The organism is Phenylobacterium sp. GW823-FHT02A09 (genome assembly GCF_058797775.1).
The window spans coordinates 120,668-147,336 of sequence record NZ_JBXAJZ010000002.1; the positions used below are offsets into that span (position 1 = coordinate 120,668).

The following is a 26,669-nucleotide window of genomic DNA, read 5'->3' on the forward strand; positions in this document are numbered from 1 at the left end:
ATTGATCACGCCGTTCGTTGAAGCGCCCCCGAACGCGCCCGTCGCTTGAACCGCTGCGCGAGCAGGCGGGTCATGAACGTCTTGGTGGTTGATCTGGGGAACTCGAAAGATGGGGATCAGTCGGCGGTTGTTTCTGAACCGTTTGGGCGCGGCCGGGGGATACGGCGCGACCTACTCGGCGATGCGGACCTTGGGCTTGATGGGCGCGGTGGCGTCGGCGGCGACGCCGGCCATGGCCGCGGACGCCGGACGCGGCAAGCGGGTGGTCATTCTGGGCGGCGGCGTCGCCGGCCTGGTGGCGGCCTATGAACTGGAGCGGGCCGGCTACACGGTGACGCTGCTGGAGGCGCGCGACCGGCTGGGCGGGCGCAACTGGACTTTGCGCAACGGCTCGAAGGTCGAGATGGTCGGCGAGGAGACGCAGACCGTGCGCTTCTCCGACGGGCTTTACATGAACGCCGGGCCGGCCCGGATCCCCAGCCATCACCAGGGCCTGCTGTCCTATTGCAGCAAGCTGGGGGTGCCGCTGGAGGTGGAGATCAATTCCAGCCGCAGCGCCTATCTGTGGGCCGACGGCGGCAAGAAGCTGCAGATGCGCCAGGGGGTCAACGACACCCGCGGCTACATCTCCGAGCTGCTGGCCAAGGCGGTGAACAAGGGCGCGCTCGACCAGGACCTCAGCCTTGAGGACAAGGAGAAGCTGCTGCCGTTCCTCAAGGCTTATGGCGACCTGGGCGAGGACATGGCCTTCAAGGGCACAGAGCGGTCGGGCCTGCTGCAGGCGCCAGGCGCGGCCGACCAGTTCGCCAAGGCCCGCGACCCGGCCGCGTTCCGCGACCTGATCAACCACCCTCAGATCGGCGCGACGCTGTTCGAGGACAACATCAACATGCAGGCGACGATGTTCCAGCCGACCGGCGGCATGGACCAGATCATCGCCGGCTTCGAACGCGCGATCCGCAGCCCGGTGATCAAGAACGCCGAGGTCACGCAAATTCGCGCCGACGGCAAGGGCGTGAAGGTCACCTACCGCGACCGCGTCAGCGGCAAGAGCCAGGCGGTCGAGGGCGACTATACGATCATCACCCTGCCGCTGGCCCTGCTGGCCAAGATCGACAACAACTTCGAAAAGGACGTGAAGGCGGCGATCGCCTCGGTGCCCAACGACTTCTCCAACAAGATCGGCTTCGACGCGCCGCGCTTCTGGGAGAAGGAGCAGATCTACGGCGGCATCTCGTTCGTCGGCGGTGAGACCAGCCTGATCTGGTATCCGTCCAACGGCCTGCACACCGAACGCGGCATGCTGCTGGCCTGCTATGGCTCGGGCGGCCGCGCCGAGGGCTTCGCCAAGCGCCCGCTGGCCGAGCAGGTCGCCATGGCCCGCGCCGTCGTCGGCAAGCTGCACCCTGGCCACGAGGGCCAGCTGACCAATCCGGTCGTCGTCAACTGGAGCAAGATCCCGTTCAACATGGGGCCTTGGCCGCGCTGGGGCGAGCGCGGGGGCATGCAGGAGGGGCACTTCGATTCGGCCGAGTACCGGCTGCTGAACCAGCCGCACGGCCGTGTGCATTTCGCGGGCGCCCACCTCAGCCAGACGCCCGGCTGGCAGGAAGGCGCGGTGTTCTCGGCGCAACGCACGATCGCGGCGCTCAACGAACAGGTGAAGCAGCGGGCATTGGTGGAGCCCCGCGCGGCGGCTTGATCGCCGCCGCAATCGCCTGCCCAATAGCCAAGCTCAGTCATAGGAAACCGAAGTTCATGCGAAAATTCATCCTGCCGGCCGCCCTGCTGGCGCTGGCCGCCGCCACGCCCGCGGCCGCCCAGGTCAAGCGGATCGGAGCGCCGAGCTCGCCGATCCTGCAGGCCGCCGTAGTGCCGGCCGGCACGGACATCATGTACGTCAGCGGCATCACCCCGCCGGCGCTCAACGCCGGGGCTCCGGCCGGCACGCCGCCGCAGTTCGGCGACACCAAGACCCAGACCATCGGAGTGCTGAAGCGGATCGAGGACATCCTCAAGGCCGAGGGCCTGACCCACGGCGACGTGTTCATGATGCGGGTGCTGCTGGTCGGCGACCCGGCCAAGGGCGGGGCGATGGACTTCGCCGGCATGATGGAGGGCTACAAGCAGTTCTACGGAACCGACGCCCAGCCCAACAAGACCGCCCGCATCACCAGCCAGGTCGCGGCCCTGGTCGCCCCCGGCATGATGGTCGAGATCGAGGTCCAGGCGGCGAAGCCGAAGAAGTAGCGCTGTTGGTCGGCCGCAGGAGGGCTCTGGTCGACCAACGCTTTCCCCCTGGCGCGAGTGGGGCGCTCGTCGGAAGCTCCAGACATCCAGACGAGAGCCCCATGCGCGCCCTGATCCTCGCCCTCTTCCTGCTGACCGCCGGTTCGGCCTGCGCCCAGGAGTACCCGATCCGCCTGCCCTCGCCGGGCGGCGAGGTGATCCTGCCCAGCGCCGGGGCCGAGAAGGCGCACGACGAGTGGCGCTACGCCGCCGCGCGGCGGGCCGGCGACACGCTCTATGTCTCGGGCGTGGTGGTGTTCCGCGCGCCCGGCGAATCCAACGACGCCGAGGCCTTCAAGGCCCAGGCCCGGCGCGGTTTCGAACAGTTGAAGCAGACGCTGACCGCCTCGGGCGCGAGCTTCGCCGACGTGGCGATGATCAACACCTTCCACGTCTGGGACGGCCCGAACTTCGCCGGGACCAAGGACCAGCAGTTCGCGGCCTTCGAGACGGTGGTCGGCGAATACCTGAAGGCGCCCTATCCAGCCTGGACCGCGGTTGGTACGACCGGGCTCCTCGGTGAGACCGGAATCGTAGAAATCCAGCTCATCGTCCATTCGCCGGCGAGGAAACCGTGACCGACACCCTGGGCCCCCTGCTCTCCTTCCAACCTTCCGTGACGCCGGCCCTGGTCGTGCGGCGATCGGCGCTGGAGGCGAACCTGGCGGCCATGCAGGCCGCGTGCTCGGCCGCCGGCGTCGGCCTGCGGGCCCATGGCAAGATGCACAAGTGCACGACGCTGGGCCGCCGGCAGATCGAGCTGGGCGCGGTCGGGCTCTGCTGCCAGACGGTGGGCGAGGCGCAGGCCTATGCCGCCGCCGGCGTGCGCGACCTGCTGGTCACCTCGCCGCCGGCCCCGTGGGCCGCCGAGCAGATCGCCGCCATCGCCAAGTCGGGCGTCAAGATCGCCGTGGTCGCCGACGACGCCGGCCAGATCGCGCGGCTGGGCGCGGCGGCGCAGGCGGCCGGGACCACCATCGGCCTGGTGGTCGACATCGACCTGGGCACCCACCGCACTGGCGTGCCGCCCGAGCAGGTGGCCGCCCTGGCGCGGCTGGCCAGCCAGACGCCGGGCCTCGTCTATCGCGGGATCCAGGCCTATCTTGGCCATCTGCAGCACCTGGCCGACCTGGAGGCGCGGCGCGCCGCCTGCCAGGTGACGCGCCAGCGGCTGGGCGCGCTGGTCGGCGAGCTGAGCGAGGCGGGGCTGAAGCCCGAGCTCGTCACCGGCGGCGGCACCGGCACCTATGTCGAGGACCTGGCCAGCGGCGTGTTCAACGAGATCCAGGCCGGCTCCTACGTGTTCATGGACGTCGAGTACGAGGACTGCGGCGCCATCGACGGCCAGGCCTGGCCGTTTCGGCAGGCGCTCTACATCGCCACCAGCGTGGTTTCGGCCCGCCACAAGACTCACGTGGTCTGCGACTCGGGGCTGAAGGCGCATTCGGTCGACGGCCCGCCGGCCCGCGTGGCGGCCGGGGCGCCGCAGGGAACCCGCTGGCGGCCGATGGGCGACGAGCATTCAGCCCTGTTCCACCCGGCGATGATGGGCGTGGTCAAGGCCGCCGGGGCCGACTTCGCCGGCGGCATCGCCGCGGCTGACGAGGACGCGTCGATCGCCTGGCCGGCCGACGCGCCGAAGGTCGGCGACGTGGTCTGGCTGCAGCCGGGGCACATCGACCCGACCATCAACCTCTACGACGCGCTGATCGTGGTGGACGAGGACGGCTCCTTCGAGACCTGGCCGGTGGACGCACGGCGCAGTTCACGCTGATCGTGGCTTTCCCTGCGGGAAGCCGCGTCGTAGTGGGGGGCGACACCCGCCGCCGCCCATGAGGACGCCATGAAGACCCGCGCCGCCGTCGCCTTCGAAGCCAAGAAGCCGCTGGAAATCGTCGAGGTCGACCTGGAAGGTCCCAAGGCGTTCGAGGTGCTGGTCGAGATCAAGGCCACCGGCATCTGCCACACCGACGCCTACACCCTGGACGGCCTGGACTCGGAGGGCATCTTCCCCTCGATCCTCGGCCACGAGGGCGCGGGCGTGGTGGTCGAGGTCGGCCCTGGCGTCACCAGCGTCAAGCCCGGCGACCACGTGATCCCGCTCTACACGCCCGAATGCCGGCAGTGCAAAAGCTGCCTCTCGCGCAAGACCAACCTCTGCACCGCGATCCGCGGCACGCAGGGCAAGGGCCAAATGCCCGACGGCACCAGCCGCTTCTCGTACAAGGGCCAGGCCATCGCCCACTACATGGGCTGCTCGACCTTCTCGAACTACACGGTGCTGCCCGAGATCGCGGTCGCCAAGATCCGGCCCGACGCGCCGTTCGACAAGGCCTGCTACATCGGCTGCGGCGTGACCACCGGGGTCGGCGCGGTGGTCAACACCGCCGGCGTCGAGCCGGGCGCCAACTGCATCGTCTTCGGCCTCGGCGGCATCGGCCTCAACGTGATCCAGGGCCTGAAGATGGTGGGCGCCGACATGATCGTCGGCGTCGACATCAATCCCGACCGCGAGGAATGGGGCGCCAAGTTCGGCATGACCCACTTCGTCAACCCGCAGGACATCGGCGGCGCCGACATCGTCCAGCACCTGGTCGCCCTGACCGACGGCGGCGCGGACTACACCTTCGACTGCACCGGCAACACCAACGTCATGCGCCAGGCGCTGGAAGCCTGCCATCGCGGCTGGGGCGAGAGCGTGATCATCGGCGTGGCCGAGGCCGGCAAGGAGATCTCCACCCGCCCGTTCCAGCTGGTCACCGGCCGCGTCTGGAAAGGCTCGGCCTTCGGCGGCGCCCGCGGCCGCACCGACGTGCCGAAGATCGTCGACTGGTACATGGACGGGAAGATCCAGATCGACCCGATGATCACCCACGTCATGCCGCTCGAAGACATCAACAAGGCCTTCGACCTGATGCACGCGGGCGAGAGCATCAGAAGCGTGGTGGTTTTCTAGGGCGCGCGGCAGCCAGCTGCACTCCTACCCGCCAGTGCACGGACGTGCACGCACCTCAGCCGTCCGGCGAGATCGAGGCGCGGTAGCAGGGCAGAGGTGCAACGGCGGCCGTAGCCAACCCCGCCAAGGTCCTGCCAGAGTGCTTTGACGTTAGCGATTGTTGCCTTGTGGTGCATTGCCGCCAATCGACGCTAGGAAGCCACCGCCGATCCTACCGACATCGTCGGGCGTGAAGTGGTCGACCCTGTAGCCAACCAGTTCCCCCAAGGCTTCAAGCTGGCGTTTCGTCAAACGCGCATAGAAGCCAAATTTGCTTTCACGAGGCAGCGCCGGCGCGCCAGGGCCTGACAAGATGTCGACACTGGCGTGATCTGGGCGAGTCTCTCCTCCAGACACCTTTTCCGGACGCGCTGGGCGGATCACACTTTCGCCCTGCAGACGCGACTTGGTCTCGGACAGCTTCTCACCAAGCTCTTCCTTCGAAATCCAGCGGCCACGCCTGTGGTATTTGCTGGACGGTAGGCCTTGAGACCACCCTCGGGCCACATCACTGGCCATCTTTCCCAAGTAAGCGCCTGCGACCGCGCTTTGCCCCATCGCTTCAAGAGACGGCCGTTCGCCGCGAAGCGCGGCGCGTGTCAGTTCCGTCGCGACGGCATCAGCGACGGCTCCCGACCGAACGTCGCCGTAAAGCGTCGCGAGCCCGCCCGTCATGCCGCCGACAAACGCGCTAGCCGTATCGATCGGATTGACTTGGCGGCGTGGATCCGCCGCATCGACTGACACCTGCGTCGCCGCACTAGCGCCACCGCTCGCCAGAGACACGCCCGCTTGCGGCCCAAATCGCTTCACCAAGGCACGCGCGCCCCAGCCGACGCCCTTGACCGCGTGTGGGGCGATCCTCGCGAAGCCTTGGGGAGCCGCACTGGCGCCGCCGGTCAGCACGAGGGGGGCGACCGTTCCAACGACAGCCCCCGCACCACGCGACAGCGGATACTTCTCTTTGTCGCGCTGGTCTTGGGCCTCTTGCAGGCCCAGGAGATGCTTGTAACTCTCGACGGGGTTCAGCCCAATCCACTGCCCCTGCTTCATCTGTTGAATGACCGCCAGGTGGTTCCCCAACCCAGCCGTCGCGGCATCTCCAGCGCCGTTCACGAAGGCGCCAGCGCGTCCTAGATTTTCGTCAATGCGCTCTCGAATCGTAGGCGCCGGCGCGACCTTCGGCTTCGCGACGGCCGCCCGAGAAGTCGGTGCAGCTTTCGCCGGAGAAGCTTTCTTCGGGACAGGCGCTTTCGGTGAAACCTGTGCGGCGGCGCGCATGGCCTGACGGGCGACGCCGGGCGGGGTGTTGGGATTTCGAGCGACCGACAATATCGCCGCGGCGGCCTGCGCTCTTGCTTGCTGCCCGAAGCGAGCGAGGCTTTCACGCGTCGCGTCAATTTCCTCGCGTTTTTGATTTGCGAGTTCGCCGACGCCGTCTAGCACCGCCGCGAGTTTGGACTGCACCGCCATCTACCCTCCTAGATCTGGGAGAACATGCGGAACGATTGCCCGCGTAACGATGATATGTAACCTAGGTGGGCAAGCTTGACAAGAACAAAACAAGAACATATGAGCTTTGCTGCAACCAAGGCGCGTCCGGAGGGATCGGCTCACATGTGGCTTTTGGTTTTCATTCCGGCGGTGCTAGGCATCTTGAGGTACCGCTACATCTCGTATTGGCGGTGGGTTGGCGCGATGTGGCTGTGGCAGGCCGCTGCGACGTACCTCTTCGCCAGCTATGGAAGCCTGGCCGAGCCGGAACGTGACGGCCTGATCAGCCGCGCAATCCGCCAAGCGACGGATGACGGACCCTTGTTCGGGCTCTACGGGATCGTCTTCCTGGTCGTGTTCTATGGCGGCGTCGCCTACATCGTCCGACGCCTGTATGTCGAAGCCAAGCCGTCCAATGACGGCGCGATCGCGTACGCATCGAAGGGACGCAAGGCGCTTGAACTGACGGCGCTCACCCTGGTGACTGGGGGCCTCCTCTATTCGAACTTCGCCTCGATGTTGGCCCCTAGCGCGGACGCCCCCCCGGCAATGTCAGCGGAGGCGGTGATCGATGACGAGATAGCCTCTACCGCATCGATGCTGCCCCTCAAGGTGGATGAGGTCACCATTCTCACCAGCGCCCGGCGCGAACAGAAGATGCTGGTTCTCAACCATGAGATCACCAAGCCAGCGACATCGCGGGACGTGATGCTCGCCTTCCTGCAGAGCGAACTCCCCGCAGAAGCCTGCGCAAATGCCGGAGTCCGCGAGATCCTCCAGAGCGGCGGTTCGGTCAGCTATCGGTATAGGTTCATCGACGACGCTGAACCTGTGGCGTTCGACCTGACGGCGGCGCTATGCCCGCCTCAGAAGAACTCGTCCATCAGCCGGTAGAATGCGCAGACGGCTTCGTCGACGGCGTCGAGCGGGTAGCGCTCGCGCAGGATGGCGGCGGCGTCGAGGTGGGGGTGGTTGAATTTGGCCGAGCGCAGGAAGAGCGCGAGGTCCTGGTAGCGGTCGGCCAGGCCGAAGCGGCCGAGGTCGACCATGCCGACCGGGCGGCCAGGGCTCCAGATGAAGTTCGGCAGGCTGGCGTCGCCGTGGGTGAGGACCAGGCGCTCGCTGGCCGGGCGCGCGGCGCGGGCGGCGTCCAGGGCCTGGACGGCGGTCCAGCCGGCGCGCTCGTCGTCGAAGTCCTCCTCGTCGACCAGGCCGGCGGCGACGCGGCGCTCGGCGAGGGCGAACTTGGCCGGCAGGCTCATGTCGAACGGGCAGCCGGCGGGATCGAGTGCGTGCAGCCGGGCCAGCAGATCGGCCGTCGCGGCCAGGGCGTCGGCGGCGTCGTGCGGCGCGACGTGCGAGACCGCCTGGCCGTGCAGCCGCTCGCTGATCAGGCAGAAGCCGCCCTCGAAGGCGCCGCTCCACAGGGTGGCGGCGACGCGCACGCGGCCGGCCAGCCAGCGCACGACCTCGCCCTCGCGGGCCAGGGTCTCGGCGCTGCCGGGATGGTCGCCGGGGGCGAACTTGACGACGCAGGGGCCGACCGTGGCGATCAGGTCGCCCGACTGGCCGTGGCCGACGATTTCGACCGGGGCGCAGCCGCGCGGCAGGCCGGCGGCCTCCAGCATGCAGAGCACGTACTCGTCGGCGGAAGCGACCTCGTTCATGGCCGCCTCTCCTCGCACGCCAAAGTCTAGGTTCAGTGGACCTAGGTGGTGACGAGCCTGGCCAATGTCACCCCCTCGCTGACCTGGTCGCCCACAGAAACCGACAAGGATTCGACCTGCCCGTCGAAGGGCGCGCTGAGAGCGTGCTCCATCTTCATGGCCTCGAGGGTCAGCAGGGTCTGGCCGCGCACGACCGCGTCGCCGACCGACACCGCAACGGCCACCACCTTGCCCGGCATCGGCGAGGCGATCGCCCCGTCGCCGCCGCCGCCGTGGGCGGCGTCCTTGACCGGCGGGCGCAGGGTGAGGACGAAGGTTTCGCCCGCGTCGAAGACCACCACCTCGCCGTCCTGCGTCAGCAGCACGTCGCCCGGCAGCTCGTCGCTGAAGAGAGGCGCGTCGAAGCCCTGGTCGCCGAGATAGAGCCGCATGGAGGCCGCCGGCGCGGCGTTGAGCCGGAAGCCGGTCAGGCCGTCCCACGGATCGGCGGGGGCGTCTTCCTCGTCCAGGGTCACAGCCATGGCGGCCGAGGCCAGGGCGTGCTCGGACGGGGCCTGCTGGGCGGCCAGGGCCTCGATCCGCGCACCGATGAAGCCGGTGTCGACGTCGCCGGCGATGAAGTCGGGATGGTCGAGGCAGCGGGCCAGGAAGCCGGCGTTGGTCTTCACCGGCCAGACCTCGACCTCGCTGCAGGCCTGGGCCAGCAGGTCGGAAGCGCCCTCGCGGGTCGGGGCGTGGGCGATCAGCTTGGCGATCATCGGGTCGTAGAAGGGCGAGACCTCGCCGCCCTCCTCCACGCCGGTGTCCACGCGGACCAGGTCTTCGGGCAGCTTGAAGTGCTCGAGCGGGCCGATCGAGGGCAGGAAGCCGCCGGCCGGGTTCTCGGCGTAGAGGCGCGCTTCCATGGCATGGCCGGAGAGGACGATGTCCTCCTGGGCCAGCGGCAGCGGCTCGCCGGCGGCGACGCGGATCTGCCATTCGACCAGGTCGACGCCGGTGACCGCCTCGGTGACCGGGTGCTCGACCTGCAGGCGGGTGTTCATCTCCATGAACCAGATGCGATCAGGCTGCAGGCCTTCGCTGGCGTCGGCGATGAACTCGACGGTGCCGGCGCCGACATAGCCGACGGCCTGGGCGGCGCGGACGGCGGCCCCGGTGACCGCCGCGCGGGCCGCCTCGCTCATGCCGGGGGCCGGGGCCTCCTCGATGACCTTTTGGTGGCGGCGCTGCAGCGAGCAGTCGCGCTCGTAGAGGTGGACGACATTGCCCTCGGAGTCGCCGAACACCTGCACCTCGATGTGGCGCGGACGGGTGACGTAGGTCTCCAGCAGCACCCGGTCGTCGCCGAACGAGGCCGCGGCCTCGCGCTGGCAGGAGGTCAGGGCGGCGGCGAAGGCGGCCGCGTCGTCGACCTTGCGCATGCCCTTGCCGCCGCCGCCGGCGACGGCCTTGATCAGCACGGGATAGCCGATGCGGTCGGCCTCGGCCTGGAGCCGCGCGGGACTCTGGTCTTCGCCGAGATAGCCGGGCGTGACCGGCACGCCGGCATTGGCCATCAGCGACTTGGCGGCGTCCTTCAGGCCCATGGCCCGAATGGCGGACGGCGGCGGGCCGATCCAGGTCAGGCCGGCGGCGACCACCGCCTCGGCGAACTCGGCGTTCTCGGAGAGGAAGCCGTAGCCGGGGTGGATGGCGTCGGCGCCCGTGGCCAGGGCCGCGTCGATGATCTTCTCAGCCACCAGGTAGCTCTCGCGCGCGGCGGCGGGGCCGATCAGCACGGCCTGGTCGGCCATGCGCACGTGCGGGGCGTCGGCGTCGGCCTCGGAATAGACCGCGACGGTGACCAGGCCCATGGCCTGGGCGGTGCGGAAGACGCGGCAGGCGATCTCGCCACGATTGGCGACCAGAATGCTGCTGATCATGGTCACATCCGGAAGACGCCGAACCGGGTTTCCGGGATCGGCGCGTTGAGGGCTGCGGAGATGGAAAGGCCCAGCACGTCGCGCGTCTGGACCGGGTCGATGATGCCGTCGTCCCAGAGGCGGGCGGTGGCGAAGTAGGGCGAACCCTCGTGTTCGTAGCGCTCGCGGATCGGGGCTTTGAAGGCCTCTTCCTCGGCGCTCGTCCACTTGTCGGCGTCGCGGTGGACGGTGGCCAGCACGCTGGCGGCCTGCTCGCCGCCCATCACCGAGATGCGGCTGTTGGGCCAGGTCCACAGGAAGCGCGGGCTATAGGCGCGGCCGCACATGCCGTAGTTGCCAGCTCCGAACGAGCCGCCGATCAGCACGGTGAACTTCGGCACCTCAGCCGAGGCCACAGCGGTGACCAGTTTGGCGCCGTCCTTGGCGATGCCGCCGGCCTCGTACTTTCCGCCGACCATGAAGCCGGAGATGTTCTGCAGGAAGACCAGCGGGATCTTGCGCTTGCAGGCCAGCTCGATGAAGTGCGCGCCCTTCAGCGCGCTTTCCGAGAACAGCACGCCGTTGTTGGCCAGGATGGCCACCGGCTGGCCCCAGATGCGGGCGAAGCCGCAGACCAGGGTCGTGCCGTAGAGGGCCTTGAACTCGTCGAAGTCGGAGCCGTCGACGATGCGGGCGATGACCTCGCGCACGTCGTAAGGCGCGCGCACGTCGGTGGGCACGATGCCGTAGAGCTCGGCCGGGTCGTAGGCGGGCGGGCGCGGGTCGCGCAGGTCCTGCTCGACCTGCTTGGTGGTGTTCAGGTTGGCGACGATCGAGCGGACGATGGTCAGGGCGTGCTCGTCGTCCTCGGCCACGTAGTCGACGACGCCGGAGCGGCGGCCGTGGGTGTCGGCGCCGCCCAGTTCCTCGGCGGTGATCACCTCGCCGGTGGCGGCCTTCACCAGCGGCGGGCCGCCCAGGAAGATGGTGCCCTGGCCGCGGACGATCACCGTCTCGTCGGACATGGCCGGAACATAGGCGCCGCCGGCCGTGCACGAGCCCATGACGCAGGCGATCTGGGGGATGCCCTCGCCGCTCATCCGGGCCTGGTTGAAGAAGATGCGGCCGAAGTGGTCGCGGTCGGGGAAGACCTCGGCCTGGTGCGGCAGGTTCGCGCCGCCGCTGTCGACCAGGTAGACGCACGGCAGGCGGTTCTGCATGGCGATCTCCTGCGCCCGCAGATGCTTCTTCACCGTGGTGGGGAAATAGGCCCCGCCCTTCACCGTCGCGTCGTTGGCGACGATCATCACCTCGCGGCCGGACACGCGGCCGATGCCGGTGATGATGCCGGCGCCGGGGGCTTCGTCCTTGTAGAGCCCGTGGGCGGCCAAGCCGCCGACCTCCAGGAATGGCGCGCCAGGATCGAGCAGCCGCTCGACCCGCTGGCGCGGCAGCAGCTTGCCGCGCGAGGCGTGGCGCTGGCGCGACGGCTCCGGACCGCCGAGCGCGGCGTGGGCGGTGTGCTGCGCCAGTTCGGCGGCGAGCGCGCGGTTGTGCGTGTCGTTGGCCTGGAACGTCGCCGAGGCCTTGTCGATCGAGGTGGCGAGTTTGGTCATGCGCCCAGCAGCTCCCGGCCGATGAGGAAGCGACGGATCTCGTTGGTGCCCGCGCCGATATCGTAGAGCTTGGCGTCGCGGACCAGCCGCTCGACCGGGAACTCCTTGGTGTAGCCGGCGCCGCCCAGGGCCTGGACCGCCTCCAGGCTGACCTTCACCGCATTCTCGGAAGCCAGCAGGATCGCGCCGGCGGCGTCGAAGCGGGTGGTGAGGCCCGCGTCGCAGGCCTTGGCCACCGCGTAGACGTAAGTACGGGCCGAGTTCAGGGCGACGTACATGTCGGCGATCTTGCCCTGCATGAGCTGGAACGAGCCGATCGGCTTGCCGAACTGCTTGCGCTCGCGGACGTAGGGCAGGACCACGTCGAGGCAGGCCTGCATGATGCCGAGCGGACCGGCGGCGAGCACCGCGCGCTCGTAATCGAGGCCGCTCATCAGCACGCCGGCGCCGCCGTTGAGCGGGCCGAGCACGTTCTCCTCGGGGATCTCGCAATCCTCGAACACCAGCTCGGCGGTGTCGGAACCGCGCATGCCCATCTTGTCCAGCTTGGGCGAGACGCTGAAGCCCTTCATGCCCTTCTCGACCAGGAAGGCGGTGACGCCGCGGCTGCCCTCGTCCGGCGAGGTCTTGGCGTAGACGACCAGGGTGTCGGCGTGCGGGGCGTTGGTGATCCAGAACTTCGTGCCGTTCAGCACGTAGCGGTCGCCGCGGTGCTCGGCGTGGGTGCGCATGGAGATCACGTCGGAGCCGGAGCCGACCTCGCTCATGGCCAGCGAACCGACATGTTCGCCGCTGATCAGCCCCGGCAGATACTTGCGCTTCTGTTCGACCGAGCCCCAGCGGCGGATCTGGTTGACGCAGAGGTTCGAGTGCGCGCCGTAGGAGAGGCCCACCGAGGCCGAGGCGCGGGAAACTTCCTCCATCGCCACCACGTGCTCGAGATAGCCGAGGCCGAGCCCGCCGAACTCCTCCTCGACGGTGATCCCGTGCAGGCCGAGCTCGCCCATCTGCGGCCAGAGTTCGCGCGGGAAGGTGTTGGTCGCGTCCACCTGGGCGGCGATCGGCGCGATCTTGTCGGCGGCGAAGCGGGCGGTGGTCTCGCGGATCGCGTCGGCGTTCTCGCCGAGGCCGAACTGGAAGGTGGGACCGGACATTCTGCGTGCCTTCTGCGGGGCGGGTCTGGGGCTAACCTCGCAAAACTAGCGCCGGCTGAACAATCCACAAAATTGAACGATCATGATGCATATGATAGATGTCATCTATTATGGACCGCTACCTGCTGCGCTACTTCCTGGCTGTTGTCGAGACCGGGAACTTCAGCCGCGCGGCGGCGCGCGAGAACGTCGCCCAGCCCACGCTCTCGGCCGGCATCGCCAAGCTTGAAGGCCAACTGCAGGCGCGGCTGTTCGACCGCACCAATCGCCGAGTGCACCTGACCGAGGCCGGCAGCCGGTTCCTGGTCCATGCGCGCCGCATCGAGCATGAATTCAATCTAGCCCAGGCGGCGGTGACGGGCGCCGCGCCCGCCCAGCTTCTGCGTGTTGCGGTGCTGTCGACCATTCCAGCCGCGCTGATCGAGGAGATCCTGACCCGCCGTCCGGCCGGGGCCGAGCGGATCGAACTGCTCGAAGGCTCCGAGCGAGAGGTGCTCAGCCTGCTGGACCGCGGCCGGGTCGAAGCCGCGCTGACCGCCATCAATCCGTCCACGGAGCGTTTCGCCAGCGAGCGCCTGCATGAGGAAGGCTATGGCTTGGCTCTGCCGGCCGGCCACCGGCTGGCGGGGGCCGAAACGGTCGACGGCGAGGCGCTGGCCGACGAGGTGATGATGGTCCGTCGCCACTGCGAGGTGCTGGCCCAGACCAGCCGCTACTTCACCGACCGCGGCGTGCGGCCTTTCTTCAGCTATCGCGGGGCCGGCGACGAGAAGGTGCTGGCACTGGTCCGCGCCGGCCTGGGGATCACCGTCATGCCAGACAGCTATCGCGACCCCGGGGTCGCCCGGGTCACACTGGAGGGCTTCACGCCGCGGCGGGTGATCGGCCTGTGCTACGCCGGCGAGGCGGCCCGGCCGACCGCCTTCGTCCAGGCCGCGCGCGAGGTGTTCGGCGAGATGAGCTGACGCCTCAGGGAAACGCCCGATGCCCGTGAGCGCAGCGGCATGGTTCCCTTCTGGCTCGGCCACTGGAGACCCGCCATGACCGCCTCGCGAGCGAAGGGAAACCTGGGCCTGCCCAGCGACCTCGGCACCATGCGGACGATCATGGCCGCGGACCGCACGCTGATGGCCTGGGTCCGCACCTCGCTGTCGATGCTGAGCTTCGGCTTCACGATCTACAAGTTCCTGGAGACCGCCGCGCAGAACGAGGAACTGGCTCGTCAGAACAGCCCTCAGCAGGTCGGGCTGTTCCTGGCCGGCGTCGGCACGCTGTCGATGCTGCTGGGCGTGGTCAGCTACTGGACGACGCTGAAGGACCTGCAGCGCACCGAGGAGTTCCGGCTGGGGCGCCCCACCCTGTTCATCTCGCTCGTCATGCTGCTGGCCGGCCTCGCCCTCTTCGTCGGCATCGCCGGCCGGATCGTCTGACCTAGTCCCTGCGGAACTTGAGCGGCCCCTGCGCGGTGGCGATCACCAGCGCGCCGTCGGGCGTAAAGCTGTAGCCGGAGGCAGTCTCCAGCGCCTTCAGGTACTTGCCCTCCTGCTCCATCAGCGAGGGGGCGCAGGCCATCATCGTCGAGCCCATCTTGCCGAAGGTCAGGGCGCCGCCCTTCTGGGTCCAGGTCCCGAAGTAGCGGTTGCAGCCGCCGGCGCCGGCGGCCGAACCGTCCTTGGCCAGGGTCAAAGTGACGTGCGAGCGGTCGATGATCCCGCCGCCGAGCAGATCCTCCAGCCGCCATTCGGGGCCGACCAGCGCGCCGCCGCCTCCGGAGGAAGGCGGCGGCGACGCGGTCGCGCAGGCGGACATGACCACGCCCGCGAAACTCAATCCGACGAGTGCTGAGACAAGGCGCATCAATTCCACCGGCTGCAGAGTACGTCGGCCAGGAAGATGCGGCCCGAAATGGTCTCGGGGGCGCTGTTCCGCGACCGGACATAGCCCATGGATTTGCAGAAGTTGTCGGCTTCACGGGTGATGCAGGCCGAGCCGCCGCCCTCGCGATTGCAGGCCTCGATCCGCCGTCCGCGTGACTCCGGCGCCGGGAAGAACTCGGCCGCCATGCCCCTCAGCGAGCGTCCGGCCCCGCCCGGAACCGGCTGCGGCAGGGGCGTCGGCACGGCCGCGGCGGCGCGGATCGAACGCACGCCGCTGACCCCGAGCTGGGTCTGGAGATTGGCGCTGGAGCCGGTAAGCACGGTGCAGCGGCCACGGAAGTTGGGCAGTTCGCACACCTCCCACGAACTGCCGCCGCCCATGCGGATGCTGCGCGCCGACCAGGTGGCCGGGATCACCGGCATGTCGCGGACGACTGTCAGGCTGCGGCCCTGATAGCCCGTGCCGGAGAACAGCTGAGCGTTGGGAGCCATGCGGTCCTGGGCCGAGGCCGGCGCGGCGAGCGCCAGCAGGGCGGCCGAGGCCAGAATGATCCGAGACAACATGCAGTCCTCCCAAATTGCCCGTCGCCGACTCTAATGGCCAAGCACGGCCGTAGTTCCCGACCCTGCGCGTTGACAAGCCGCCGGCGCCTGGGCGTGGTCCGCGTGGTTTGCGGCGTGGAGGAACGACCATGATGAGCGACGGGTATCACGACGTGCCGGCGGGCAAGATCGCCACCATCGTCACCTTGCTGGAAATGCACGCCCCGCCCCCGCTGCGTCCGGAGGCGCATGGCGGGAAATGGATCCTGCGGCGCCTGGAGCGCCCGGGGATCGAGGAGTATCGCGCGCTGTACTCCGCGGTCGGCCGCGACTGGCTGTGGTTCTCGCGATTGCTGATGGCCGACGAGGACCTGGCCGCCGTGATCGGCGCGCCCGGAGTCGAGGTCTACCGGCTGGAGGCGCCGGAAGGCGTCGGCATCCTGGAACTCGACTTCCGCACCGAAGGCGAGTGTGAACTGACCTTCTTCGGGGTCTCGCCCGGGCTGGTCGGCGGCGGCGCGGGACGGTGGATGATGAACCGCGCCGTGCAACGGGCCTGGGCCGCGCCGATCGGGCGGTTCTGGGTTCACACCTGCAGCCTAGATCACCCCGGCGCGCTGGCCTTCTACGTCCGCTCGGGCTTCACGCCGTTCCGCAGGCAGGTGGAAATCGCCGACGATCCGCGGCTGCTGGACCTGGCGCCGCGGGACTCCGCGAGCCACGTGCCGCTGATCTAGCGGACTTTCAGCGCGGCGATCTCGGCGGTCATATAGCGCGCATCGTCGCCATAGCCGGCGACCTTGGACCGCAGCGGCTCTTCCAGGCCGTCCTGCACGGCGTAGCCGAGCTTCTCCCAGAACCGCCAGGCGCCCTGCACGGCCACGAGATCGCCGCGCACGAGACCGGCGTCCAGCGCCGCGTTCGACGCCGACGCCACCAGATCGCGGCCAAGGCCCTGCCCTCGCGCGGCGGGGCCGATCGCCAGATCGTGGACGAACCAGTTGTCGGTCGCGGCCGGCGGGCTGAGCGTCGTGCCGATCGGCGGCGGGCTGGCGGCCGGCCAGGGGTGGCTGAGGATGTAGGCCCGCAGGTCGTCCCCCTCGAACGCGCCCCAGCACAGGTCCGGCGCAATGATCAGGCGGCTGGCCAGGATATCCTGCGGTTCGTGAAACAGCGGCTCGAAGGCGACCAGTTGCAAGGCGGCGACCGCCGGCATGTCGGCGGGGGTCAAGGGGCGCAGGGAGGCTCGCTTCTCGGTCATGGGTCGGCTTATAGACCCTGGTCAGTCAGGAGGTCCCCATGCCGGTCGAAATTCTTCAGCAGCACAAGGTCCATGGCGGGACGCTGAGCTATGTCCGCCACCCGAGCGCGGCGACCGGGACGCCGATGCGGTTCTCGGTCTTCATCCCTGGCGACACGCGCGGACCGGTTCCCTACCTGATCTGGCTGTCGGGCCTGACCTGCACCGAGGACAACTTCACCACCAAGGCCGGCGCCTACGCCTATGCGGCCAAGGCCGGCGTCGCCATCGTCGCCCCCGACACCAGCCCGCGCGGCGAGGGCGTCGCCGACGATCCGGCATACGACCTCGGCCAGGGCGCCGGCTTCTATGTCGACGCGACGCAGGCGCCCTGGGCGGCGCACTTCAAGATGGAGACCTACGTCGTCGCCGACCTGATCGCGGCGGCCGAGGAGGCCTTCGCGCTGGACGGCGGGCGGCGCGGGATCTTCGGCCACTCGATGGGCGGCCATGGCGCGCTGACCCTGGCCCTGCGCCACCCGCAGCTGTTCAAGACGGTCTCGGCCTTCGCGCCGATCGCCTCGCCGACCCGCTGCCCGTGGGGGCAGAAGGCGCTGGGCGCCTATCTCGGCGCCGATGAGACCGCCTGGACCGCGCACGACAGCGCGCTGCTGATCGCCGCCGGCCAGGCGCGCGGCCGCGAGATCCTGGTCGACCAGGGCGGGGGCGACAGCTTCCTGGTCGAACAGCTCAAGCCCGAACTGCTGCAGGCGGCCGCGGCGGAGGGCGGCGCGAGCCTGACGCTGCGCATGCAGGAGGGCTACGACCACTCCTACTTCTTCATCACCAGCTTCATCGGCGACCACGTCGCCTGGCACGCCGCGCGGCTCTAGGCGCGGCGGAAGCGGTCGGCGGACGCTCCGCCGACCGCAGGCGCCTTAGAGCGCGCGCTTGTAGAGATCGAGCAGCTCGGCCCAGGCCTTTTCGGCGGCCGGCTCGTTGTAGACTTGGCTGCCCTTGACGGTCCAACCGTGGGCGGCGCCTTCGTAGACCTCCACCCGGCTCTTGAGCTTGGCGGCGTCGAGCGCGCCCTTGAGCTTTTCCTTGGCCGCCGGGTCCTGCTTGTCGTCGTTGTCGGCGACCAGGACCATGTACTCGGCATGGGTCTTGGGCAGCACCAGGTGCGGACTGGTCGGGGCGTCGGTGAACAGGCCCCCGCCATGGAAGCTGGCCACCGCGCCGACCCGGTTCGGAACCGCGCCGGCCGTGCGGAAGGCCAGCGGCCCGCCCATGCAATACCCCTGCGTGCCGACCTTCTTTTTCTTGTCGGTCTGCGGCTGGGCGTCGAGGAAGGCGAGATAGGCGACCGCGTCGCGATCGGTGCCTTCCGGCGTCACGCTGGCGCGCAGCGGGGCGAGCTTGGCGCGGTCATCGGCGTTGGCGAAGTTGAACGCCCCGTCGACCACCGGGGCCTTCTTGACCCGGTAGTAGAGGTTGGGGACCAGCACCACATAGCCCGAGGCGGCAAGACGCTTGCCCATCTCACGGAGCACCGGCCGCAGGCTGACCACGTCGGGCCACAGCAGCACCGCGGGCCACGAACCCTTGCCTTCCGGATAGTAGAGCGCGGCGTCGGCGACGCCGTCCGGGGTCTTGATCTCGACGTCCTTCTCGACGACCGGAACCGCCGCATGCGCGCTGGCGGCCGTGAGGCCCGCGGCCGCCACGGTCATCAGGCCGAACGTCCGGCGAGAAACGGTGGGATCCTCGATCAGACCCTGGTGGATATCGTCGTCGCACATGGCGTCACCTCCCTTTTTGTCCGGCCCATGGAGCGCAGCATTTGTTGCGCGGATGTGTCGGCGAGGGAAGCTTGGGCTCAGGCGGCTCGAAGTGATCGCGAACTAAGAGCCGCCGCGCCAGAGGCCGCGGGCGATGACGCGAAGCTGGCTGGCGATCAGGTGCTCGCGCTCGGACCACGGAAAGCCCGGCTTGGCGATCAGCAGCGAGACCAGACCGTGCATCCCCGACCAGGCGCACTGGGTCAGGGTCTCGATGTCGAGCTCGATGGTCAGGCCGCGGGCCTGGAGCTTGGCCAGTTCGCCGCGCAGCACGCCGTAGGTGGACTGCACCGCCGGCAGCATGGCCAGGTCCTTCGGCTCGTGCCGCAGCTTGCCGACCCGCTGCCCCTCGGACATGAAGGCGATGCGGTACATGTCCGGGTTCTCAAGCCCGAAATCGACGTAGATGCGCAGCATCCGGACGACGCCGTCGAGGTTGTCGATCTGACCGTGGTCGCCCGCCGCCAACTTCTCGGCCAGCAGCGCGAAGGCGCGGTCCTGCAGCTCGTGACCGATATCGTCCTTGGTCGGAAAGTAGGCGTAGAGCGTCGGCTGGGAGATGCCCACGGCCTGGGCGATCTGCCGCGTCGAGACGGCGTAGATGCCGAATTCGGTGAACAACCTGAGCGCCGCCGCGAGGATTTCCTCGCGTCGTTCGGCCCCCTGGCCCTTCGCCTTGCGCGGCGATCGCAAGCTCGGCGCATTCATTCCTGCATGCCTGTCATAAGCCCCTGCCGCTTGACAATCGCACATTATCGATCACTGATCACCTATCATTGATTGATTACTGGAGACACCGGTGCGTATCAGGCGTTTTGTGAGACCACGCCTTGTGCGCGCCGGAGTGGCGGCGGCCGCCAGCCTGGCCGCCGCCACCGCCTGTTCGAAGGCCCCGAAGACCGCCGAGGCCCCGCCGCCTGCGGCGGTCGAGGCGGTGGCCGTGCGCAGCCCCTCGGACGGCGCGCTTCTGACCGCCACCGGCCCGCTGGAACGCCGCCGGGAAATGACCCTGTCGTTCCGCATCGGCGGGGTGATCACCGCCCTCAACGTCGACGACGGCGACGTGGTCCGGGCCGGCCAAGTGCTGGCCAGCCTCGATCCCGCCGGCGTCGCGGCCGCCCAGACCCAGGCCGACGTCGAGGTCGAACGCGCCCGCCGCGACCTGGCCCGCGACCAGGCGCTGTTCGACAAGGGCTTCATCTCGGTTCAGCGGCTGGACGACCGCAAGAGCGCGCTGCGCGCCGCGCAGGCCCGGGCCGGTTCGGCCGCCTTCGACCGTCGCTGGGCCCAGCTGGTCTCGCCGGCCGGCGGCGTGGTGCTGCAGCGCACCGCCCAGGCCGGCGAAGTCGTGCAACCGGGACAGGCGGTGCTGCGCATCGCCGACGAATCCAGTCCGCTCACCCTGCGCGCGCCCCTGGCCGATCGCGACGTGATCCGCGTCCGCGTCGGCCAGAGCGCCAGCGTCCGCATCGACGGTCTCCCCGCCGTCGTGCCCGGTCGTGTCAGCCGGGTGGGTGAGCGGGCCGGGCCCCAGACCGGGGCGGTCGACGTCGAGATCGAACTGCTGGGCGCCCATCCGCTGCGCTCGGGCCAGATCGCAACCGCCGACATCAGCGTCGGCGCGGCGCCGACCACGCCGATGGCGCGCGTACCGGCCGAAGCGATCCTCGAGGCCGACGGCCAGAAGGCCTTCGTCTTCGTCGTCGAGAAGGACGTGGCGCGGCGCCGGCCGGTCAGCTTCGGCGGCTTCGACGGCGACGATGCGCTGGTCTCGGGCTTGCCGGCCGGAGCGCGGGTGATCACCGCGGGCGCCGGCTTCATCGACGACGGCGAGAAGGTGCAGGTCGTCGATCCCAAGCAGCTGAACCTGGCCTCGACAGGGAACTGAGCCGATGAGGTTCGACGTCGCCGCCTTCGCCGTCCGCAACTGGCAGTTCACGCTGGTCGCCTTCGCCCTGCTGGCCATGCTGGGGCTCAACGCCCTGATGACCACGCCGCGGTCCGAGGATCCGCACTTCCCGATTCCGGTGGTGATCGTCCGCGCCGTGCTGCCGGGCGCCGAGCCGGCCGAGATGGAGCAGCTGGTCGCCGACCCGATCGAGGACGCGCTCGACGGCCTCGACGACGTCAGCAAGATCGCCTCGACCAGCCTCGACGGCGCGGCCATCGTCAGCGTCGAGTTCGACTGGAGCGTCAACACCGAGCGCAAGTACGACGAGGTCGTGCGCGAGGTGAACGCGCTGCGCCCCAACCTGCCGCCCGGCCTGGCCCAGCTCGAGGTGCGCCGCGCCCGCACCACCGAAGTCGCCATCGTCCAGGTGGCGCTGGTCAGCGAGCATCTGCCGATGCGCCGGCTGGAGAAGCTGGCCGACACTCTGCGCGAGCGGCTGGACCGCACCCCCGGCGTGCGCGAGGCGCGCTACTGGGGCGCGCCGCCGTCCGAGGTGCGGGTGGCGATCGACCTGCCGAAACTGGCGGCGATGCAGCTGCCGCCGACGGCGGTCGCCGACGCCCTGCGCGCAGCTGGCGCCGAGACGCCGGTCGGGGCCGCCCACGCCGGCGAGCGCCGCTTCAACGTCAAGGCCGGCGGCGCCTTCCGCAACCTGCAGGCGGTCGCCGACACTCCGGTGCGGGCGATCGACGGCCAGGTCGTGAGGGTCAGGGACGTGGCCCAGGTGAGCTGGGCCCAGCAGGAAGCCGACCACCTGACGCGATTCAACGGTCAGCGCGCGGTGTTCGTCACTGTCGCCCAGAAGGACGGCGCCGACGTCGCCAAGGTGACCAAGGGCGTCGAGCAGACCCTGGACGCCTTCGAGAAGACCCTGCCGGCCGGCGTGAAGCTCGAGCGCGGCTTCGTGCAGGCCGACAATGTCGCCCACCGGCTGTCGCGGCTGTTCCGAGATTTCGGCCTGGCGCTGGCCCTGGTGATGGTGACGCTGCTGCCGCTCGGCCTGCGGGCCGGCGGGGTGGTGATGCTGTCGATCCCGCTGTCGCTGCTGATCGGCCTGTCGGTGCTGCAGGCGCTGGGTTTCACGGTCAATCAGCTGGCCATCGCCGGGTTCGTGCTGTCGCTGGGGCTGCTGGTCGACGACAGCATCGTGGTCACCGAAAACATCGCCCGCCACCTGCGCGAGGGCGCCAGCCGGCTCGACGCGGCGATCAACGGCACGCGTCAGATCACCCTGGCGGTGATCGGTTGCACGGCGACGCTGATGTTCGCCTTCCTGCCGCTGCTGGCCCTGCCGGGCGGGTCGGGCGCCTATATCCGCTCGCTGCCGGTGACGGTGCTGGCGACGGTCGGCGCCTCGCTGGTGGTGGCGCTGACCATCATCCCGTTCCTGGCCAGTCGCATGCTGTCGCGCCACGAGGAGCCGGAAGGCAACGCCATCCTGCGGGCGGTCAACGGCGCGATCCACCGCTTCTACACCCCGGTGCTGCATCGCGCCCTGGCCCGGCCGTGGATCGCCATCGCGATCATCGGCGCGATCTGCGCCACCACCGTGCCGCTGCTCGGCGCCATCGGCTCAAGCCTGTTCCCGCCGGCCGAGACCCCGCAGTTCCTGGTCCGGGTGGAGACCGCCGACGGCTCGTCGATGGCCAAGACCGACCAGGCCCTGCGCCACGTCGAGGCGCGGCTGAAGGCGACGCCGCAGATCGCCTGGACCGCCGCCAACCTCGGCCGCGGCAATCCGCAGATCTTCTACAACCAGCAGCAACGCCAGACCCAGGCCAGCTATGGCGAGGTGTTCGCCAGCCTGAAGGCCTGGGAGCCGGGCAAGAGCGAGAAGGTGCTCGACGCCCTGCGCGCCGACTTCGCCCGCTATCCCGGCGCTCGGATCAGCATCGTCACCTTCGAGAACGGCCCGCCGATCGAGGCCCCGGTCGCGATCCGCATCACCGGCGAGAACCTCGACGTGCTGAAGGCGCTGGCCGCCCGCGCCGAGCAGATCATGAAGACGACGCCCGGAACCCGCGACGTCGAGAACCCGCTGCGGCTCGACCGCACCGACATCGACCTTGGCCTCGACGAAGCCAAGGCCGCGGCGCTCGGCATGCCGGCCGGCGCGGCGCGGCGCACCGCGCGGCTCGCGCTGTCGGGCGAGGACGCGGCGCGCTACCGCGATCCGGACGGCGACGACTATCCGGTGCGCGTGCGCCTGCCGATGGGCGAGCGCAACGAGCTCTCGGCCCTGTCTCAGATCCACGTGCCGACCGCCGGCGGTCAGGCCGCGCCGCTCGCGGCCGTGGCTCAGCCGACGTTCCGATCCAGCCCGGCCCTGATCACCCGCTACGACCGCGAGCGCACCGTCACGGTCACCTCGCAGGTCCGCACCGGGGCGCTGACGTCGAAGGTCACCGCCGACGTCGAGGCGCGGCTGGCCAAGGAACTGCCGATGCCGGCCGGCTACACCTTGTCGCTCGGCGGCCAGGCCGAGGCCCAATCCGAGAGCTTCGCAGGCCTGGGCGCGGCGATCCTGGTGGCGGTGTTCGGCATCCTCGCCATCCTGGTGCTGGAGTTCGGCAAGTTCCGCACGGCGCTGGTGGTGGCCGGGGTCATTCCGCTCGGCCTCTTCGGCGCGGTGGCGGCGCTGTGGCTGACCGGCCATTCGCTGTCGTTCACCGCCACCATCGGGCTGATCGCGCTCATCGGCATAGAGATCAAGAACTCGATCCTGCTGGTCGACTTCACCGAGCAGCTGCGCAAGGGCGGCATGGGCCTGCGCGAGGCGATCGAGAAGGCCGGCGAGGTCCGCTTCCTGCCGGTTCTGCTGACCTCGGTGACGGCGATCGGCGGCCTGCTGCCGTTGGCGCTCGAGGGTTCGGGCCTCTACTCGCCGCTGGCCATCGCCATCATCGGCGGGCTGATCACCTCGACCTTCCTCAGCCGGGTCGCGACGCCGGTCACCTACCTGCTTCTCTCACGCGGCGAAGAGAAGAACTCGGTCGACGTGAGCGAGATCGGCGCTGAAGCTCGGGCGGCATGAACCCGCGCATCTTCGTCCTGGCGCTTTCGACGTTCTCGTTCGGATCCAGCGCCTTCATCTTCGCCGGCCTGCTCGAGAGCATGGCCGCCGATCTCGGCGTCTCGACGGGCGCGGCGGGCCAGCTTCAGACCGCCTACGTGCTGACCTCGGCTCTCGCCGGGCCGCCGCTGGCGATGCTGCTGGGCAAGCGGGAACGCAAGGGCGTGCTGCTGACCGCACTCGGTCTGTCCATAGTGCTGAGCCTGGCCTGCATGGTCGCCACCAGCTTCGGCCAGCTTCTGGGCCTGCGCGCCGCTCTCGGCGCGATCGCGGCCCTGGCCGGCCCCGCCGCCTCGACCATGGCCGCCAGCCTCGTCCCGCCCGAACGGCGCGGATCGGCCATGGCCACCGTGATGGGCGGCATGACCATCGCGTTTCTGCTGGGCATTCCCTTGGGCAGCGTCGTCGGCGCCGCCTACGGCTGGCGGGCGACCTTCGCGCTCTCGGCCCTGCTGTCGCTGGTCTCCTTTGTCGCCGTGGCGCTGGCGACGCCGAAGGTCGAGGCGCCTGCGCCGGTGAAGGGCGGCAAGCTGGCCATCCCCACGGCCCTGCCGCTGTGGGCCGCGACCTTCCTGGCCTTCGGGGCCAACATGACCGTCTCGACCTACATCGCCCCGATCATCCGCCTGCAGACCGGGATCACCGGCGCGGGAGTCGGGGCGTTCCAGATCGTCATCGGCGTCGGCAGCTTCGTCGGCCTGTGGCTGGGCGGCCGCAGCGCCGACCGCGGCAAGGGCGGGCTGGCCGTCGGGTTGTCGTTCCTGGCCCTGGGGCTGGGCGCGGGCCTGCACGAGCTGGAGCTGCTGGGCGGCGCGCCGGCCGGCCCGGCCACCTACGCCGTCGTCTGCAGCGCCATCCTGATCGCGGCCACCGCTCTGTTTGCGATCATGCCTGTGGTCCAGACCCGGCTGGTGGAGGCGCTGCCGACCGCAGCCCCGATGGCGCTGGCGCTGAACGGCTCGGCCGCCTCGATGGGCCAGGCGCTGGGCGGCGCGCTGGGCGGCGCGATGCTGACGAGCTTCGGCGGCCCGGCCCTGACGTCGGCCTCCGTGGCGCTGGCGGTGGGCGGGGCGCTGTTCTGGGCGCTGACCGCGGGCCGGGCGAAGCGCCTCGCCGCCGCCTAGCCCGTTGCGGCCGTCCGGCTAACGGTGTTGGTTGTGGTCCGCTCCGATCTCAAACGAGTGACACGCATGACCCTCGCGCCCCTGCCCGTTCAGCCCGCCGACGTTCCCTGGCCGACGCAAGCCTGGCCTGAGGGAACTCTGCCCGCCGACCTGCAGCGAGACCGGTTCGACGCGCTGTTGGCGCAGGCGTTCGAGGGCGACAGCGTCGGCGAGACCCACGCCCTGGCCATCGTCCAGGGCGGCAAGCTGGTCTTCGAGCGCTATGGCGAAGGCCATGGTCCTGACGCCACCTATCCCTCCTGGTCCAAGGCCAAGAGCATCACCCAGTCGCTGGTCGGGATGCTGGTCCTGGACGGCAAGCTGGACGTCCACGCCCCGGCCAAGGTCGCCGAATGGAGCGCCGAGGGCGACCCGCGCGGCGCGATCACCCTCGACCAGCTGCTGCGCATGTCGAGCGGGCTGAAGTTCGTCGAGGACTACGTGCCCGGCAGCGTCTCGGACGTGATCGAGATGCTGTTCCAGTCGGGCAAGGGCGACGTCGCCCACTATGCCGCCAGCCTGCCGCTAGAGCACGCGCCGGACACCTTCTGGTCCTATGCCAGCGGCACGAGCAACATCGTCGCCCGGGCCGCCGGCGAGGCGGCCGGCGACCTCAAGGCGTTCATGCAGGCGCGCCTGTTCGGCCCGCTCGGCATGAAGACCCCGATCCCGAAGTTCGACGCCGCCGGCACCTTCATCGGCTCGTCGTTCTGCTACGCCAGCGCCCGCGACTTCGCGCGGTTCGGCCTGCTCTACCTGCGCGACGGCGTCTGGGACGGCCGCCGGCTGCTGCCCGAGGGCTGGGTCGATTACGCCCGCACCCCGACCTACCAGCAGCCTGGCGCCAGCGAACTCGGCTATGGCGCGCACTGGTGGCTCGGCATCGCCGGCGACGGCTCGTTCTCGGCCAACGGTTACGACGGCCAATTCACGGTGCTAGTCCCCGAGCTCGACCTGATCCTGGTGCGCCACGGCGCGACCCCGCTGGACAAGAAGGACGCGCTGGCCGCGTGGGTCGGCCAGACGGTGGACTGCTTCCGATGATGTGGCTGCTGCCGGCTCTGGCGGCGGCGAAGGGCGGAGCGACCTTCTGGCTCGCCCGCAAGCAACTGAACGACGACGGCGTGCCGGTGGCCAGCGACCTGTTCGCGGACGGCGCGCCACGGCGGGTGATGGCGATCTGGGCCCATCCCGACGACGAGATCACCTGCGCCGGCGCCCTGGCCGGAATGGCGCGCGGCGGCGCCGAACTGACCTTGGTCTATCTGACGGCCGGAGAGGCGGCCAAGGACACGGGCTACACCCGCGAGGAGTTGGCGCGCGTGCGGCGCGCCGAGGCGCAGGCGGCCGGCGAGCATCTCGGCGCGGCCCATGTCGAGGTGCTGGACTTCCCCGACGGCGGACTGACCGCCATCGACCCCGCCGTCGCGCGGGCCGCGATCGCCGGCCTGATCGAACGCTTCGCGCCCAGCCTGGTGATCAGCTTCGACGAGAAGGTCGGGTTCTACGGCCATCCCGATCATGTCCAGACCGGCCGCTGGGTGCGCAAGGTCATCGAGGCCGGCGCGCCGTCGGTGCGGCGCCTCTATCAGGCGACCCTGCCCAAGCCGATGGTGGCCCTGGCGCTCAAGCTCGTGAGCGCGTTCCGCGACAACTATCCCAGGGCGCCCGAGGACGGGCTGCCCGCCCCGACCGTGGCGGTGAACATCGTCGCGCATGGGCGGCGCAAGCGGCGGCTGCTCGACATCCACGCCTCGCAGGCCAAGGTCATCGCCGACGTCCAGCCCTATGCCGACCGCGTGCCGCACTGGCTGTACTATCGGCTGTTCGACCGCGAGTACTTCGCCCTGGCGATCGACCGCTGA

Annotated in this window: 25 protein-coding genes; 15 read left to right on the plus strand and 10 right to left on the minus strand. The window is 69.7% G+C overall.

Translation table 11 applies throughout. The features are described 5' to 3' along the window. Window positions 1-109: 109 nt before the first annotated feature. The 5 genes from AC1Q87_RS07690 to AC1Q87_RS07710 all read left to right on the plus strand — a co-directional run bounded on the left by AC1Q87_RS07690 (window position 110) and on the right by AC1Q87_RS07710 (window position 5,245). Entirely contained in the window at window positions 110-1,702 is a 1,593-nt protein-coding gene (locus AC1Q87_RS07690) for a flavin monoamine oxidase family protein (RefSeq protein WP_492608388.1), read from the plus strand. A gap of 56 nt (window positions 1,703-1,758) precedes the next feature. Beyond that, window positions 1,759-2,250 (plus strand): RidA family protein, encoded by a 492-nt coding sequence (locus AC1Q87_RS07695; protein ID WP_492608389.1) that lies wholly within the window; start codon window positions 1,759-1,761, stop codon window positions 2,248-2,250. A 101-nt stretch (window positions 2,251-2,351) separates the two neighbouring features. Beyond that, entirely contained in the window at window positions 2,352-2,867 is a 516-nt protein-coding gene (locus AC1Q87_RS07700) for a Rid family hydrolase (protein ID WP_492608390.1), read from the plus strand. Next, complete coding sequence (locus tag AC1Q87_RS07705) at window positions 2,864-4,063, plus strand: alanine racemase (RefSeq protein ID WP_492608391.1); 1,200 nt, start codon at window positions 2,864-2,866, stop codon at window positions 4,061-4,063. Before AC1Q87_RS07700 ends, AC1Q87_RS07705 begins: the two co-directional genes overlap by 4 nt. 69 nt (window positions 4,064-4,132) lie before the next feature. Further along, on the plus strand, window positions 4,133-5,245 hold the full coding sequence (locus tag AC1Q87_RS07710; protein ID WP_492608392.1) for an S-(hydroxymethyl)glutathione dehydrogenase/class III alcohol dehydrogenase: 1,113 nt from the start codon (window positions 4,133-4,135) through the stop codon (window positions 5,243-5,245). Between the two features lie 150 nt (window positions 5,246-5,395). On the opposite strand, the gene AC1Q87_RS07715 is transcribed toward AC1Q87_RS07710, so the two are convergent. Then, the gene (locus tag AC1Q87_RS07715; protein ID WP_492608393.1) at window positions 5,396-6,757 is read right to left on the minus strand and encodes a hypothetical protein; all 1,362 of its coding nucleotides are present in this window, start codon (window positions 6,755-6,757) and stop codon (window positions 5,396-5,398) included. 144 nt (window positions 6,758-6,901) lie between these two features. Between AC1Q87_RS07715 and AC1Q87_RS07720 the strand changes: the two genes are divergently transcribed. After that, on the plus strand, window positions 6,902-7,672 hold the full coding sequence (locus AC1Q87_RS07720) for a hypothetical protein (protein ID WP_492608394.1): 771 nt from the start codon (window positions 6,902-6,904) through the stop codon (window positions 7,670-7,672). On the opposite strand, the gene AC1Q87_RS07725 is transcribed toward AC1Q87_RS07720, so the two are convergent. Genes AC1Q87_RS07725 through AC1Q87_RS07740 form a run of 4 tightly spaced genes read right to left on the minus strand, consistent with a single transcriptional unit; the run spans window position 7,645 to window position 13,116 of the window. Continuing rightward, the gene (locus AC1Q87_RS07725) at window positions 7,645-8,445 is read right to left on the minus strand and encodes an aminoglycoside 3'-phosphotransferase (protein ID WP_492608395.1); all 801 of its coding nucleotides are present in this window, start codon (window positions 8,443-8,445) and stop codon (window positions 7,645-7,647) included. The two genes, AC1Q87_RS07720 and AC1Q87_RS07725, sit on opposite strands and share 28 nt — an antisense overlap. Window positions 8,446-8,486: 41 nt before the next feature. Further along, window positions 8,487-10,367: an acetyl/propionyl/methylcrotonyl-CoA carboxylase subunit alpha gene (locus AC1Q87_RS07730; RefSeq protein ID WP_492608396.1), complete on the minus strand. Its 1,881-nt coding sequence runs from the start codon at window positions 10,365-10,367 to the stop codon at window positions 8,487-8,489. A 2-nt stretch (window positions 10,368-10,369) separates the two neighbouring features. Beyond that, complete coding sequence (locus AC1Q87_RS07735; protein ID WP_492608397.1) at window positions 10,370-11,962, minus strand: carboxyl transferase domain-containing protein; 1,593 nt, start codon at window positions 11,960-11,962, stop codon at window positions 10,370-10,372. After that, window positions 11,959-13,116 carry an isovaleryl-CoA dehydrogenase gene (locus AC1Q87_RS07740; RefSeq protein WP_492608398.1) on the minus strand — a complete coding sequence of 386 codons (1,158 nt, stop codon included), beginning with the start codon at window positions 13,114-13,116 and terminating at the stop codon, window positions 11,959-11,961. Before AC1Q87_RS07740 ends, AC1Q87_RS07735 begins: the two co-directional genes overlap by 4 nt. A 110-nt stretch (window positions 13,117-13,226) precedes the next feature. Here AC1Q87_RS07740 and AC1Q87_RS07745 point away from each other — a divergent pair, with 110 nt between their 5' ends. Beyond that, window positions 13,227-14,081, plus strand: coding sequence for a LysR family transcriptional regulator (locus tag AC1Q87_RS07745; protein WP_492608399.1), 855 nt, complete (start codon window positions 13,227-13,229; stop codon window positions 14,079-14,081). Between the two features lie 75 nt (window positions 14,082-14,156). Further along, a complete protein-coding gene (locus AC1Q87_RS07750) occupies window positions 14,157-14,546 on the plus strand; it encodes a YidH family protein (protein WP_492608400.1) in 390 nt (129 codons plus the stop codon). 1 nt (window position 14,547) lies between these two features. Here AC1Q87_RS07750 and AC1Q87_RS07755 read toward each other — a convergent pair whose 3' ends face one another. Continuing rightward, window positions 14,548-14,925, minus strand: coding sequence for an META domain-containing protein (locus tag AC1Q87_RS07755; protein ID WP_492608401.1), 378 nt, complete (start codon window positions 14,923-14,925; stop codon window positions 14,548-14,550). A gap of 47 nt (window positions 14,926-14,972) precedes the next feature. Beyond that, window positions 14,973-15,557, minus strand: a complete 585-nt coding sequence (locus tag AC1Q87_RS07760; protein WP_492608402.1) for a beta/gamma crystallin-related protein — start codon at window positions 15,555-15,557, stop codon at window positions 14,973-14,975. Between the two features lie 131 nt (window positions 15,558-15,688). Between AC1Q87_RS07760 and AC1Q87_RS07765 the strand changes: the two genes are divergently transcribed. Continuing rightward, window positions 15,689-16,273, plus strand: coding sequence for a GNAT family N-acetyltransferase (locus tag AC1Q87_RS07765; RefSeq protein ID WP_492608403.1), 585 nt, complete (start codon window positions 15,689-15,691; stop codon window positions 16,271-16,273). Here the strand turns inward: AC1Q87_RS07765 and AC1Q87_RS07770 are convergent. Further along, entirely contained in the window at window positions 16,270-16,797 is a 528-nt protein-coding gene (locus tag AC1Q87_RS07770; RefSeq protein ID WP_492608404.1) for a GNAT family N-acetyltransferase, read from the minus strand. The genes AC1Q87_RS07765 and AC1Q87_RS07770 overlap by 4 nt on opposite strands. Before the next feature lie 38 nt (window positions 16,798-16,835). Here AC1Q87_RS07770 and fghA point away from each other — a divergent pair, with 38 nt between their 5' ends. Then, the gene (gene fghA, locus AC1Q87_RS07775) at window positions 16,836-17,669 is read left to right on the plus strand and encodes an S-formylglutathione hydrolase (protein ID WP_492608405.1); all 834 of its coding nucleotides are present in this window, start codon (window positions 16,836-16,838) and stop codon (window positions 17,667-17,669) included. Window positions 17,670-17,714: 45 nt separating this feature from the next. On the opposite strand, the gene AC1Q87_RS07780 is transcribed toward fghA, so the two are convergent. Continuing rightward, the gene (locus AC1Q87_RS07780; protein WP_492608406.1) at window positions 17,715-18,578 is read right to left on the minus strand and encodes a dienelactone hydrolase family protein; all 864 of its coding nucleotides are present in this window, start codon (window positions 18,576-18,578) and stop codon (window positions 17,715-17,717) included. A gap of 102 nt (window positions 18,579-18,680) precedes the next feature. After that, window positions 18,681-19,310 carry a TetR/AcrR family transcriptional regulator gene (locus AC1Q87_RS07785; protein WP_492608407.1) on the minus strand — a complete coding sequence of 210 codons (630 nt, stop codon included), beginning with the start codon at window positions 19,308-19,310 and terminating at the stop codon, window positions 18,681-18,683. 124 nt (window positions 19,311-19,434) lie between these two features. On the opposite strand from AC1Q87_RS07785, the gene AC1Q87_RS07790 reads away from it, so the two are divergent. From AC1Q87_RS07790 to AC1Q87_RS07810, 5 genes are all read left to right on the plus strand, one after another. Then, window positions 19,435-20,505, plus strand: coding sequence for an efflux RND transporter periplasmic adaptor subunit (locus AC1Q87_RS07790; RefSeq protein ID WP_492608408.1), 1,071 nt, complete (start codon window positions 19,435-19,437; stop codon window positions 20,503-20,505). Window positions 20,506-20,509: 4 nt separating this feature from the next. Beyond that, window positions 20,510-23,602, plus strand: a complete 3,093-nt coding sequence (locus AC1Q87_RS07795; RefSeq protein ID WP_492608409.1) for an efflux RND transporter permease subunit — start codon at window positions 20,510-20,512, stop codon at window positions 23,600-23,602. Continuing rightward, window positions 23,599-24,765 (plus strand): MFS transporter, encoded by a 1,167-nt coding sequence (locus AC1Q87_RS07800; RefSeq protein ID WP_492608410.1) that lies wholly within the window; start codon window positions 23,599-23,601, stop codon window positions 24,763-24,765. The genes AC1Q87_RS07795 and AC1Q87_RS07800 overlap by 4 nt, the downstream gene beginning before the upstream one ends. 66 nt (window positions 24,766-24,831) lie before the next feature. Beyond that, window positions 24,832-25,848 (plus strand): serine hydrolase domain-containing protein, encoded by a 1,017-nt coding sequence (locus AC1Q87_RS07805; RefSeq protein WP_492608411.1) that lies wholly within the window; start codon window positions 24,832-24,834, stop codon window positions 25,846-25,848. Next, the gene (locus AC1Q87_RS07810) at window positions 25,845-26,669 is read left to right on the plus strand and encodes a PIG-L deacetylase family protein (RefSeq protein WP_492608412.1); all 825 of its coding nucleotides are present in this window, start codon (window positions 25,845-25,847) and stop codon (window positions 26,667-26,669) included. The genes AC1Q87_RS07805 and AC1Q87_RS07810 overlap by 4 nt, the downstream gene beginning before the upstream one ends.